This is a genomic window from Pseudarthrobacter sp. GQ63, assembly GCF_059758765.1.
Genome location: NZ_JCAXEF010000017.1, coordinates 1 through 13,364, shown reverse-complemented (window position 1 = coordinate 13,364; position 13,364 = coordinate 1). Strand labels below are relative to the sequence as shown.

At 64.7% G+C, this 13,364-nt stretch carries 12 protein-coding genes; 10 read left to right on the top strand and 2 right to left on the bottom strand.

Annotated features, from left to right (window positions below):
- Positions 1 to 26 precede the first annotated feature (26 nt).
- Together AC6CHP_RS18890 and AC6CHP_RS18885 are read left to right on the top strand one after the other, a co-directional pair.
- Complete coding sequence (locus AC6CHP_RS18890) at positions 27 to 1,328, top strand: pectate lyase family protein (RefSeq protein ID WP_498231579.1); 1,302 nt, start codon at positions 27 to 29, stop codon at positions 1,326 to 1,328.
- Between the two features lie 142 nt (positions 1,329 to 1,470).
- Positions 1,471 to 1,680 carry a dodecin gene (locus tag AC6CHP_RS18885; protein WP_104185595.1) on the top strand — a complete coding sequence of 70 codons (210 nt, stop codon included), beginning with the start codon at positions 1,471 to 1,473 and terminating at the stop codon, positions 1,678 to 1,680.
- 81 nt (positions 1,681 to 1,761) lie between these two features.
- Here the strand turns inward: AC6CHP_RS18885 and AC6CHP_RS18880 are convergent, their stop codons facing one another.
- Entirely contained in the window at positions 1,762 to 1,977 is a 216-nt protein-coding gene (locus AC6CHP_RS18880; protein ID WP_104185596.1) for a hypothetical protein, read from the bottom strand.
- 128 nt (positions 1,978 to 2,105) lie between these two features.
- Positions 2,106 to 3,005 carry a helix-turn-helix domain-containing protein gene (locus tag AC6CHP_RS18875; protein ID WP_498231576.1) on the bottom strand — a complete coding sequence of 300 codons (900 nt, stop codon included), beginning with the start codon at positions 3,003 to 3,005 and terminating at the stop codon, positions 2,106 to 2,108.
- 198 nt (positions 3,006 to 3,203) lie between these two features.
- On the opposite strand from AC6CHP_RS18875, the gene AC6CHP_RS18870 reads away from it, so the two are divergent.
- From AC6CHP_RS18870 to AC6CHP_RS18835, 8 genes are all read left to right on the top strand, one after another.
- Positions 3,204 to 4,025: an aldo/keto reductase gene (locus AC6CHP_RS18870; RefSeq protein ID WP_498231574.1), complete on the top strand. Its 822-nt coding sequence runs from the start codon at positions 3,204 to 3,206 to the stop codon at positions 4,023 to 4,025.
- 36 nt (positions 4,026 to 4,061) lie between these two features.
- A complete protein-coding gene (locus tag AC6CHP_RS18865) occupies positions 4,062 to 5,033 on the top strand; it encodes an aldo/keto reductase (RefSeq protein WP_188729040.1) in 972 nt (323 codons plus the stop codon).
- Complete coding sequence (locus AC6CHP_RS18860) at positions 5,027 to 6,055, top strand: NAD-dependent epimerase/dehydratase family protein (RefSeq protein WP_498231572.1); 1,029 nt, start codon at positions 5,027 to 5,029, stop codon at positions 6,053 to 6,055. The genes AC6CHP_RS18865 and AC6CHP_RS18860 overlap by 7 nt, the downstream gene beginning before the upstream one ends.
- Before the next feature lie 238 nt (positions 6,056 to 6,293).
- Entirely contained in the window at positions 6,294 to 8,855 is a 2,562-nt protein-coding gene (locus tag AC6CHP_RS18855) for a rhamnogalacturonan lyase (protein WP_498231570.1), read from the top strand.
- 29 nt (positions 8,856 to 8,884) lie between these two features.
- Positions 8,885 to 9,718, top strand: coding sequence for an aldo/keto reductase (locus AC6CHP_RS18850; protein ID WP_498231568.1), 834 nt, complete (start codon positions 8,885 to 8,887; stop codon positions 9,716 to 9,718).
- A 132-nt stretch (positions 9,719 to 9,850) separates the two neighbouring features.
- Positions 9,851 to 10,117 (top strand): GlsB/YeaQ/YmgE family stress response membrane protein, encoded by a 267-nt coding sequence (locus tag AC6CHP_RS18845; RefSeq protein ID WP_104185602.1) that lies wholly within the window; start codon positions 9,851 to 9,853, stop codon positions 10,115 to 10,117.
- Between the two features lie 111 nt (positions 10,118 to 10,228).
- Entirely contained in the window at positions 10,229 to 10,708 is a 480-nt protein-coding gene (locus tag AC6CHP_RS18840) for a YtxH domain-containing protein (protein WP_427116444.1), read from the top strand.
- 587 nt (positions 10,709 to 11,295) lie between these two features.
- The gene (locus tag AC6CHP_RS18835; RefSeq protein ID WP_308421966.1) at positions 11,296 to 13,353 is read left to right on the top strand and encodes an HNH endonuclease signature motif containing protein; all 2,058 of its coding nucleotides are present in this window, start codon (positions 11,296 to 11,298) and stop codon (positions 13,351 to 13,353) included.
- Positions 13,354 to 13,364: the final 11 nt, after the last annotated feature.

Sequence of the window (13,364 nt, the reverse complement as noted above, 5' to 3'; positions counted from 1 at the left end):
AAACAACACTCCAAGGAGAACCAGGAATGATTTCCACACCCCTGGCTATCGTGATGGCCACTGGTCTTGCCCTGACAGCGTCCGTTCCCGCACCAACGCAGCATGATGGTAAAGCGGTCCCGTTATCCACTGACCTGGGGAGGCAGGTTCTTGCCGCAGGTGACGGATGGGCGTCTGCTGACGGCGGAACAACCGGCGGTGCCACTGCAGCGCCGGAAGACGTGCACGAGGTTGCAACGAGGGATGAATTCGCCGCGGCAGTGGCCGGAAACGATCCCAAGATCGTGTACGTGAAACAGCACATTGACGCAAACACCGCTCCGGACGGGACCCCGATCGCCTGCGAAGACTACGCGGTGGACGGCTACTCCCTGGACGCATACCTGGCAGCATTCGACCCTGCACACTGGGCGGGGCAGGCATCCGGCCCCCTCGAAGATGCGCGCAAGGCGTCCAGCGCAAACCAGCGGGAGCAAATCCGGATCAACGTCGGCGCCAACACCACCATCGTTGGCGTGGGCGACGTCCAGCTCACGGGGTTTACGTTAAACATTGATCGGGTGGACAACGTGATTGTCCGCAACCTCCGCCTCTCCGACGCCTACGACTGCTTCCCTGGTTGGAACGGGGACACCTGGAAAACGGAGTGGGACAACGTGGTGGTGTCGGGCTCCACCCACGTATGGCTGGACCACCTGTCGCTGGATGACGGCGGGACAGTCGACGCCGAACAGCCCGAACATTTCGGTGAGCCCTTCCTGCGGCATGACGGCCTCCTGGATGTGGTCCGCCAGTCAGACCTGGTGACGATCTCGTGGAGCAGGATGCTGGGGCATGACAAATCCTTGCTGTGGGGCAATGGCGACGGTGCTACGGCGGATCGTGGCCGGCTTCGCGTCACCCTCCACCACAATGATTTGGTGGATCTTGAGCAGCGAGCTCCCCGTGTCCGGTTTGGGCAGGCACACGTTTATAACAACGTGTACAGGGTCAGCAACCCTGACCAATACCAGTACTCGTGGGGCGTCGGTGTGGAGTCCAGCATCATCGCGAGGAACAACACCTTCGAGCTGGCGCCGGGCATTTCTCCCGCGCAGATAATCCAAAACTTTGGTGGCACCGGAATCGATGAAGAGGGTACCTGGGTCAACGGGCGGCGGGTCAACGTCCTGGACGCATACAATTCAGCTAATCCGGGCGAAGCCCTGGCTCCGGGAGTATCGGGCCTGCCCGGCCCCCATCTGCCCATTGAACCTGCGCCGGCCGCACAGAAACGGGTCGAACGGGAAGCAGGCGCAGGCACGCTGAACATATCCGTCATACGTTGAGGCGTTGCCCAGCTGAGGAACGGCTCAACGGCACATCCGTATAGGGCTGGGCGGATAAGGTATGGCCAATGCTCCGGGGGTGCTACTAGTCTTCAAGAACGGCCCGCAACCGGGAGCCCCAAGGCGATCACTAGGAGCGAAGTTGTCCAACCACACGTACAGCATTTCGGAAATTGTCGGCACGTCGGACCAGGGTGTGGACGAAGCCGTCCGCAATGGCATCGCAAAGGCCTCTCAGACCCTCCGCAACCTGGACTGGTTCGAGGTGAAGGAAATCCGGGGCCACCTGGAAGAGGGCAAGATCGCTGACTGGCAGGTCACCATAAAGATCGGCTTCCGCCTCGAAGAATAGCGGCTCCAACCCAAACTGGCCCGCACCTACGTCGAAAAAACCCGAATCGGGGACGTCAGGTGCGGGCCAGTTTGGGTTTAGCTAGTTTGCCGAGACGGTACCGGCTGAGCGCCGCCGCCAGACTGTTGGAACGCCGTCGAACGCGGGGAACACGTGGCCTTCAAAAAAGGACAGCACGGTGTGCGGGTCATGGTCCGGACTCCAGAGACCGGACACCGGGCAGTGGGAGCCCGTGGCAGTGGAGGGAGCGCCGGCCGTGGCGCCCTTGCGTTCCTTGAGCAGTGCGATGCGTTTCATCGTTGAGACCATCCTTGGGTGGAGAAAGCGTGTAGCTCCAGCCTAGGAAGCGCGCAGTTCTTCCCCAATGGGCTCGTGGCCAGAATCACCCGCCCCAACTGGCCAAAAGCACAATGTTCCCGGCTGCTTTACTCCCGGTTCTCGGCAACGGCCGGAGCGGCGTCGCGTACCGCAGGCTCCGGGGCGGGTCCAGCGGCACCCAGGCTCCCCAGCAGCGCAAGGGCGTCGGCCGACGGCGAGCCCGCCTTGGCGGAATACACCCGGAGCGTCTGGTCGGGATCGTCCGGGAGGACCAGGTTCTCAAAGTTCAGTTCCAGGTCCCCGACGGCGGGATGATGCAGCCGAACGCTCCCCGCCGACCTCGTGGCCACCCGATGCCCTGCCCACCACTGCCGGAAGTGCTCGCTGTGGACCGCCAGTTCGCCCACCAGCTGGTTGGCCTGGGCGTCGTTGGGATGCCGGCCGACGTCCACCCGCAAGGCGCCTGCCGCTTCTGCAGCAACGGTTTTCCAGTCCCGGAAAAGCTCCCGGGCCCCGGGATCAAGAATGAGCCAGCGGGTCAGGTTCCGTTCGGCGGCCAGCAGCGCGGGAAAGTCCGTGAACAGCAGGAAGGCCATCCGGTTTCCGGCAAGGACATCACTGCGCCGCCCCAGCACCATGGCCGGCACGTCCCCCACCGCCTCAAGGAGTTGGCGAAGCCCGGGACGGACACCCTGGGCGGCCGGGACGCTGGACCGGGCGGACCCGGCGCAGTTTTCCAGCAGGTCCAGCATGTGCGCATGCTCGCCGGTGTCCAGCCTGAGGGCGCGCGAGACTGCGTCAAGGACGGTGCGTGAAGGGTGGATGTTCCGGCCTTGCTCAAGGCGGACGTAGTAGTCAGTGCTGACTCCGGCCAGGCGGGCGACTTCCTCGCGGCGCAAGCCGGGAACCCTGCGGGCACCGGAAGCTGGCCCCGCACCGGCGTCCTCAGGGCTCAGGCGGGACCGCATGGCTTTGAGGAATTTTCCGAACTCGGCGCTTTGACCCATGCAGACCATTGTGCCCGGCACGCTGGTTCTGTTCTACAACGAAGGTAGGACTGGCAGTCCTAGGAAAAACAGAATCATGCAATCCTGCTGACTTACCGGCGGAAAGTGCATAGGCTCAGGAGAGAGCCAGCGGAAACCGCTTTCTTCCTGTCGAGCCCACGGCATCCAACAACCGCACCAGCGCATCAAGGAGCCCCCATGTCAGAGCTGACACTGAACAACGGCGTCACTATCCCCCAGCTTGGCCTCGGCGTTTTCCAGGTCCCGCCCGAAGACACCCAGCGGATTGTGGAGGACGCCTTCGAGGCCGGCTACCGCCACATCGATACCGCAGCCGGGTACCGCAACGAGGCCGGAGTGGGCGCGGCGATTGCTGCCACGGGGATTCCGCGCGAGGACATCTTCGTCACCACCAAGCTCCGGAACGGCGAACAGGGCCGCGCGCAGGAAGCCTTCCAGAACAGCCGCAAAGCACTGGGGCTGGAGTTTGTGGACCTCTACTTGATCCACTGGCCGGTCCCTTCCCAGGGGCTCTACGTCCAGGCCTGGAAAGAGATGGAGCGGCTGTACGAGAACAAGCAGATCCGCGCCATCGGCGTCTCCAACTTCCTGGCCGAACACCTGGACAACCTGCTGGAGTCTGCGGAGATCGTTCCCGCCGTCAACCAGATCGAGCTCCACCCCAGCTACCAGCAGGCGGCCCTCGCGGCCAAGTGCCGGGACCTGGGCATCGGCGTCGAGGCCTACAGCCCGCTCGGCCAGGGCGGCGACCTGAACGGAAGCGCCGTCACCGCCATCGCCAACGCCCACAGCGCCACCACGGCACAAGTGGTGCTCGCCTGGCACCTGGCAACAGGCAACATCGTGATCCCCAAGTCCGTGGATCCGGGACGCATGCGGGAGAACTTCGCCGCATCCTCCCTGAAGCTCACGGAGGACGAACTGTCCGCCATCACCGCCCTGGAGTCCGGCGCCCGGATCGGGTCAGATCCCGCCGTCGCCGCCTTCACCCAGCTGTAGGCCGACTCCCTGAACACGTCCCCGAAAGGACAACCCATGCAGTACACCCACCTGGGCCGCTCCGGCCTCTCAGTCTCCCGCCTCTGCCTCGGCACCATGAACTTCGGTCCGCAGACGGAAGAAGCGGATGCCCACTCCATCATGGATTCGGCACATGAGCAGGGCATCAACTTCTTCGACACCGCCAACGTCTACGGCGGCGCCGGCCACCGCGGCTGGACGGAAGAGATCATTGGCCGCTGGTTCGCGAAGGGCGGCGAGCGCCGGGAACACACGGTGCTGGCCACCAAGCTGTACGGCACCATGACGGACCGGCCCAACGAATCCAAGCTCTCCGCTTTGAACATCCGCCGGGCCCTGGACGCCAGCCTGAAACGCCTGCAGACCGACTACATTGACGTCTACCAGTTCCACCACATTGACCGTGACACCCCGTGGGACGAAATCTGGCAGGCCATCGAGGTCGCCGTCCAGCAGGGCAAGATCCTGTACTCCGGCAGCAGCAACTTCGCCGGCTGGCACATTGCCCAGGCGCAGGAAGCGGCCCGCCGCCGCAACTACACCGGCCTGGTGAGCGAACAGTCCATCTACAACCTCTTCATGCGCCAGGTGGAGCTGGAGGTCATTCCGGCCGCGCAGCAGTACGGGCTGGGCCTCATCCCCTGGTCGCCTTTGCAGGGCGGGCTCCTGGGCGGGGTACTGAAGAAGGAGCGCGACGGCGTCCGGCGCACCGAGGGCCGTGCGGCGGAGACGCTCAAGAAGCACGAGGACCAGATCCGCCAGTATGAGGATTTCGCGGATGAGCTCGGCCACGAGCCCGGCGACGTTGCCCTTGCCTGGCTCCTGCACCAGCCCGCCGTCACGGCACCCATCGTGGGACCGCGGACCCAGGAACAGCTCGACGCGGCCGTGCGTGCCCTCGACGTCACCCTGGACGCCGATGCCCTCAAGCGGCTGGATGACATCTTCCCGGGGCACCGCACTGCGCCGGAAGACTACGCGTGGTGAACCCCCTCACCCCTGACGCCGACACTGTGGCGCCGAGAAACATCCTTTTCATCGGCGGCACCGGAGTCATCAGTGCGGCGGCGGCAGAACGCGCCGTCGCGCTGGGACACCGGCTCACCATCCTCAACCGGGGCCGGTCCACAAGGCCGGTCCCGGATGGGGCGGAAATCCTCACGGCCGACGTTCGCGACGCATCCTCGGTCCGTGCGGCGCTCGCCGGGCGCGAGTTCGACGCCGTGGCGGACTTTATTACCTTTACGGCAGACCAGGCGCAGGCCGGCCTGGACCTGTTCGCCGGCCGCACCGGGCAGTACGTGTTCATCAGCTCTGCGTCCGCCTACCAGAAGCCGCCCACCAGGCTGCCAATCCTCGAGTCCACTCCGCTGAAGAATCCGTTCTGGCAGTACTCCCGGGACAAGATTGCCTGTGAGGAACTGTTCTACAAGGCATACCGCGAGCAGGACTTCCCACTGACCGTGGTCCGCCCTTCGCACACCTATGACCGCACCAAGATCGCCATGGTGGGCGGCTGGACGGACATCCACCGGATGCGCTCGGGACTGCCGGTTATGGTGCACGGCGACGGGACGTCGCTGTGGACCCTGACCCACAGCCAGGACTTTGCCAAAGCCTTCGTGGGCCTGCTGGGCCGGCCGCATGCGGTGGGCGAAAGCTACACCATCACGTCGGACGAGTACCTGCCGTGGAACCAGATCTACCAGCTGTTCGCGCGGGCGGCGGGCGTTCCGGAGCCGGAACTGGTCCACGTGTCGTCGGAAACCATCGCCGCCCACAGCGCCGAGCTCGGAGCCAACCTCCTGGGCGACCGCTCACACTCTGTGGTCTTCGACAACACCAAGATCCAGTCCCTGGTACCCGGCTACCGCGCCACCATTCCGTTCGCTGACGGCGCCCGGCAAATCGTGCAGTGGTTTGACGCGAACCCGCAGCTGCAGACCGTGGACCAGGACTACATGGCCCTCAGCGACCGGCTCATCGCCTGGATGCGCAGCGGGGCATAGCATCCAGCCACCGCCCCGGAACTGATAGGGCACCGCGGTCGAATTCGCCGGAAGGGTGCGGGGACGCCGGAAGCGTGCAGCGTCCCCGCACCTTTCCGGCGTCCCCAGCGCCGCGCTACTTTTACAACGTTCTAAATATCTTCAATGCTCATCGGCGGCAAGGCTTGTTTTATGCCCCGCTTCCCCACTAGGTTATCGGGTAAGCGTTTTCCCATTCTCGAATTGAAAGGATTCACTGATGAGTCCGCACAGTACTCCGGCGCGCCTTCTGTCCGTCGCCGCCGTCGGCATTGCACTTACCGTCGGCTGCCTCGCCGCCCCGGCAGCCGCCGTCGAACGTTCCCCCAAGTCCCTCACGCCGGACGTCCAGCTGGACCACCTTGACCGCGGCCTGGTGGCCGCCAAGACCTCCGAAGGCGTCTTCCTGAGCTGGCGGCTCCTGGGCCACGAAGCCGCCGGCTCCTCCGCCACCGGCCTGACCGGGACGGACTTCAACGTCTACCGGGACGGCGAGAAACTCGCCACGGTCACGGACAGCACCAACTTCCAGGACGCCGGCGGGACCGCCGCCTCCGGGTACCAGGTGCGGGCCGTCGTCGGAGGCGTGGAGGTGGACAGCAGCGCAACCGCAACACCGTGGGGTGGCAACTTCAAGGACATCCCGCTGAAGAAGCCGGCAGACGGTGTCACCCCAGCCGGGCAGGCCTACACCTACGCCGCGAATGACGCGTCCGTGGGGGACGTCGACGGCGACGGGCAGTACGAGTTCATCGTCAAGTGGGACCCGAACAACTCCAAAGACGTTTCCCAGGTGGGCTACACCGGCAACACCTACGTGGACACCTACAAGGCGGACGGCACGCTGCTGCACCGCATCGACCTGGGCGTAAACATCCGCTCGGGCGCCCACTACACCCAGATGCTGGTCAACGATTTCGACGGCGACGGCCGCGCCGAGATGATGATGAAGACCGCCCCGGGAACCAAGAGCACCAGCTTCACCGCGGATGGCAGCGTTGCTGCCGAGGGGTTCATTTCGCTGCTGCAGCAGGACATCGAAGCCGGCTACGCCAACTCGGACGACTACCGCATGAGCGCCGCGGACTACTACCGGCACATGGTGCGGACGTTCCAGGGATGGACGGAACATCCGGAGGTGAAGGCCGGCAACTGGCCCGCCACACTGGAGGAAGCGTTTGGTACCGCGCCGAAGTACCAGTACCCCCTGTCCCAGGCTGACGCTGAGGCACTGGCCGACTACTTCATGGACGTGTATGCCCCTTCGCGCAGCGCCAGGAACAACCTGCGGGCCTTCGAGGGCTTCATCGTGTCCGGCCCCGAATACCTGACGGTGTTTGAGGGTGCCACGGGCAAGGAACTGCAGACCGTTGCCTATGAGCCCGGCAGGCACGACGACGGGCTCATGTGGGGCGACTATGCCATGGCACGCATTGAGCCGGGCAACAGGGTGGACCGGTTCCTCGCCGGCGTCGCCTACCTTGACGGCAAGAAGCCCGCGGCCGTGTTCGCCCGCGGCTACTACACCCGGAGCACGCTGGCCGCCTACACGTGGGACGGGTCGGACCTCGCGCCCGTGTGGAACGTTGACTCCGGCTGGACTCCCATGACCAACCCGTTTAATGACGGTCCCCACGGCCGGGACGGCACCGACCCGGAGTTCGGCACGCTCACGACGCAGGGATTCCACTCGCTCAGCGCATCCGACGTGGACGGCGACGGCAAGCAGGAGATCGTGTACGGCTCCGCCACCATCGACGACGACGGTTCGCTGCTGTACAGCTCCTTCGACACGATGCCTGACGGCAGCGCCGCTCCGGGCGGGGAAGCGCGCCTGGGCCACGGCGACGCCATGCACGTGACGGACATCGACCCCGCCCGTCCGGGCAAGGAGATCTTCACGGTGCATGAGGGCGGCACCTACGCCCCGTATGGGTACGCCATGCGCGACGCCGCCACCGGCCAGGTGCTCTTCGGCGCCTACTCCGGCAAGGACACCGGACGCGGCATGATCGGCGATGTGGACCCCTCCGTCCCCGGCATCGAGAACTGGGCCATCGGCATGCAGTCGGCCGACGGCGACAAGCTCATTACCGATCCCAAGAACGTCCCCGGCACGAACATGAGCATCAAGTGGGCCGCGGACATGACCACGCAGGTCATCAATGGCGCAGGCGAGCAGGCGCCCACCATTGACGACTGGAAGCGGGGCCGGCTGCTGACCGCTGAAGGCACCCGCACCAACAACGGCACCAAGGGCACACCGAGTCTGGTGGCGGACGTGGTGGGCGACTGGCGTGAAGAGATGCTGGTCCGGACAGCCGACAGTTCGGCGCTGCGCATGTACCTCAGCACCGAGGTGACCAACCACAAGCTCTACACCCTCATGCACGATCCCCAGTACCGTGCCGAGGTTGCCCGGCAGAACACCACCTACAACCAGCCGTCCTACACGGACTTCTACCTTGCCTCCGACATGGACTTCGCCGGGGTGCCCCTGCGCGCAGCCTGGCTGCCCGGCAGCGTGAGAGCCCTGCAGCACGCGCTCGAAGACCTAGTGGAGTCCGGGGACGTGTCAGGACCCGTGGCCAGCCAGCTGGCAGCCAGCACCAAGCAGGCTGCGACGGCGGTTCAAGACGGCGACGGCGCGAAGGCCGCGAAGGCCATCCAGCGCTTTGTGGACTTCCTGTCGCAGCAGAAGGGCCCGGATGCTGTATCCGATACCGCCCGCGTGTCCCTCCAGTACAACGCCGACAATATTCTTAGGGCGTTCAAGGGCTAGGACAGGGGAATCCGGGAGAGACTGTTCCAATGACACGTGCACCGCTGATCACACTCAATGACGGCCACTCGATTCCGCAGGTGGGTCTGGGCACCTGGCCGCTGGACGATGACCAGGCGGCCACCGCCGTCGTACAAGCCCTCGAAGCCGGGTACCGGCACATCGACACGGCTGTGAAGTATGGCAACGAGCAGGGTGTGGGCAACGGCATCCGAGCCAGCGGCGTGGACCGTGATGAGCTCTTCATCACCACCAAGCTGGACGGCCAGTTCCAAGGCAACGACAAGGCAGTGGAAGGACTGGAGGGGTCGCTGGAGCGGCTGGGGCTGGATTATGTGGACCTGCTGTTGATCCACTGGCCCCTGCCGGCGCGGGACGAGTACATCTCCACCTGGAGGACCTTTGAACGTCTCCAGGCGGAGGGGAAAGTGCGCTCCATCGGGGTCTCCAACTTCAAGCCTTCCCACCTGGAGCGGCTGATGGCCGAAACGGATACTGTTCCGGCCCTCAACCAGATCCAGCTGTCCCCGGCAATAACGCGCGCCGCCGAGCGGGAATTCCATGACAAGCACGGCATCGTCACGGAGTCCTACAGCCCGCTGGGCGGCTCCGGGGCGGGTCTGCTCGGCGCACCCATCCTCTCCCAGCTCGGCGAAAAGTACGGCAAAACGCCCGGCCAGCTGGTCCTTCGGTGGCACGTTCAGCACGGAATTGTAACGATTCCGAAAACAGCTAATCCGGAGCGGATGAGGGAAAACCTGGATATCTTCGACTTCGCCCTGGACCCGCAGGATCTAGCGGAATTAGCTATCCTTGACGAGGGACCCGGCGCGGGCAACGATTCCGACGTCACAGGGCACTAAATGGCCCTGAAATGGGCTTTTTCTTCAATCCGGGGTTGGCAAATAGATAGTAAGCATGATTACTATTGAGGCAGAAGGATGAAGTGCCCCCGGGATCCGGAGGCCTCCTTTACTTAGGAAGAGGAACAAAAAATGGGATTCATTGCATTTCTAATTCTCGGCCTTATTGCTGGCGCGATCGCCAAGGCGATCCTCCCGGGCCGTCAGGGCGGCGGCTGGATCATCACCCTGGTCCTGGGCGTCGTCGGAGCACTCCTCGGCGGCTGGCTCGGCGGAATGATCTTCGGCACAGGACTGCAAGAGTTCTTCTCACTGCAGACGTGGCTGCTGGCCATCGGCGGCGCACTTATCGTGCTGCTGGTATACGGCATGATCACCAAGCGTGGCGCACGCAGCTAACCGCCGCGCCAGCCAGGGAAACCGGCCTGGGGACAACATCCCCAGGCCGGTTTTCCTATCTCCCGGCCTCTCTGGCCGGAACTGAACCTTTTCAGGGAGCAGGATTTCATTATGAAAAACAAACTTCTTTTGGGCGTAGGAATTGCCGCCGGATACGTACTCGGATCGCGGTCGGGCCGGGCAGCGTACGACAAACTCAAGGCCAGGGCCGCCGGCATCTGGGACAGCAAGCCTGTGCAGGACAAGGTTGCCGTAGCTACGGAGACCATCAAGGAAAAGGCTCCTGAAGTCGCGGACCAGTTGAGTGAGGCCGCCCGCCGGGCAGGTACGGTCATCGGCTCGGCGATGCACCGCGAGGGCGCCGCGGGTGAGAAAAAGTCACCAACGTCCGACGCCGCCACACCAGCCGGCGCTTCCGGCACCAGCGCTGCGGGTACTTCGGGCGGAATCGGCGCTGCTGGAACTACCGGCACTCGTGTTGCCGGTACCCCGGGCGACGACGACCTTGGAGAGGGCCACATCCCCGCGCACAGTACGCACCCGGAAACCCAGAACCTCGGCACCTCGGACGAAACTGATTCGAAGTCCTGAACAGGCAGCCCCGGCGGCTTGCGGACGAGCGGCTTCCGCTTGACAACGCAATAAGCGCTTGCCTGTGCTACAACTGAATGGCTTTGCTGGCCGTCGCGATCCTTGGGGGACGCGGCGGCCAGCGGCGTCTTAACCACTGAAGCGGGTATTCTCCTCGCCAGCTAATTGCCAGACGGCTCCGCGGCTATGTGGATAACCCGCTCAAGCTGGTACCGGCTTCCCGGGTTATCCACATAGCCGCTTTCGCCGACCATTTTGTCAGTGGTCCTTGGCAGAGTTGTCCCATGAAGGTGATGGGAAACCAGCTTGCAGAGTCCGGCGGCTACACCGCCCTGCTCCGCAATGCATGTTCCTTCCTTCCACCTGCCAAAACCGGAACAACAAGCTCTCCACATGCGTCAGGCACCCGGCCTGTCATCCCGGGCCACCTCTCTGCAGTGGCTGGCGAACGTACTCCGAAACCCACTGCCGGGACTCATTCGCTCCCGGCATTGGCTGTTGATGGCGCCTCCGGACGTACCGGGGAAGCAGCTGGGCAGCCACAAGCCGGGCTGGCAGGAATTGGGGACCTCCTCAATGCTGCGGCCATGGCTGCCCCGGATACCCTTGCAGCGGCTGGCTACGTCCAGGCTTCCGACTTCGCCGGCCAGGTTGAGGACCTCGCCCGGAGTATTGAATGCCTGCAGCTACTCGCTGCCGGGGCTGTGGACCGGACCCGAAGCGAAGCGATCATCGCAGCGGCTGCCGCCCGGTCCACCCGGTCCCGGGGCTGGGTCACCGGGTGGGACAACGGCGTTGAAACACTCAACGAGACAGACGCCGACTGGCCGGCCCAGGCCACAACGGGCGACGCGGACCCCAACGACTCGAAACCTAACCGCCCCGCACCCAGCGACCCGACGCCCAGCGCAGCCACTGCGGCTGGAGGCATAGTCCTTCCCGCTGCGGAAACCGGGACCAGTGGCGTAGTGCCGGTCGTGACTTCTCCGGCCGACGACGGGTGCAGGAACACCGCGGAGTTCCTCCGTCTCAGGCTCCGGATCCCCCTGCGCGAGGCCCGCCGCCGTCTCGCACTCGCTGACCAGGCCCTGCCCGGGACCAGCCTCAGGGGCGAACCCCTCCCACCGGCCCGGCCACACCTCGCACGCGCCCTTTCCCCGGCAGCCACCCCACTCACGGCCGGGCCAGCCGATGGCGCAGCAACTCCTGAGGAAACAGGCGCGGACACGGGCAAAGACACGAACGAAGGTACGGACGAGGGCATGAAAGGGGTCTCGCCGGAGCGGGCTTCAGCACCAGCAGTGTCCTCTTACGCCGGGACAATCATCACCGCTGCGCTGGACCGGATCCGGCACCACACCACTCCGGACGCCCTGGACCGGGTTGAACACGAACTCACCACCGCCGCGGCCACGGCCGACCCCGACTTCGTGGCCCGCCTGGCCCAGCGCTGGGCCGAGACTATCGACGCCGACGGCACCGAACCCAGCGAAGAAGCCCTCCGCCACACCCAGGGCGCGTTCATCCGCAAACCCCGCCATGGCCTGCACCGACTCGAAATCTTCGCCACCACAGACCAGTACGAACACCTCCTCACCGCCATGAACGCCGCCACTAACCCCCGCACTACCGTCTCCACCGGGACTGGGACAGGGACAGGGACAGGGACAGGAATCGGCATCGATACTGATGCCGGCAGCGGGACACGCATCCGGACCGAAACCGACACAGACAGCGGCGCCGCATTGGACGGCGCCACATTGGACAGAGTCCTGGCCGCTGCAAGCGGAGACGGAAGTGCGGCCGTGCAGGGCACTGTCTGGAAAGACTCGCACCAGGACACGGGCCCGGACCTGGAACGTCGCACCCGTCCCCAAAAACAACTCGACGGCATCATCGGCGCCGTCAAAGCAGGGCTCACCACCAACGCCCTGCCTGCCACCGGCGGCAACCGGCCCCAGATCATCGCTACCATCAACTACCAGGATCTCTTTCCCCACCGCCCCACCTCCCTCGGAAGCCAGGAAACAGGCCCGTGGAGCCGAGGCGCGGGCGGCGCAAGCACACGCACTGACACAGGCGCAGGCGCAGCCACAGGCACAGGCGCTCACACTGGAGCAGCCACAGGCACACGCGCTCACACTGGAGCAGCCACAGGCACGGATACACGCACCGTAACCGGAACAGGACCAAATTCCGGGGCGGGGAACTTCGTCTTTACCGGTCCAGTGGCCGCCGCTACCCTGCGCAAGATCGCCTGCGACGCCGATATCATCCCCGCAGTCCTGGGCACCCAGGGCGAGATTCTGGACCTGGGACGCAAGACCCGCCTCTTTACCCCGGCCCAACGCCTAGCCCTCATTGCCCGCGATCAAGGCTGCACCTTCCCCAACTGCACCATTCCAGCACCGTGGTGCGAAGCCCACCACATCACCTACTGGTCAAACGGCGGACCCACAACTGCCAGCAACGGCGCACTTCTCTGTTCAGCGCACCACCACCTCGTACACAAAGAACAATGGACCATCACGTCCCGCCACGGAACACCCTGGTTCACGCCCCCGCCACACATCGACCCCCAGCAAAAACCGCAACAGAATTACTACTTCAGACCACCCCCGCCACCGCGGACACAGCTGGAGTAAGAGGACTCATA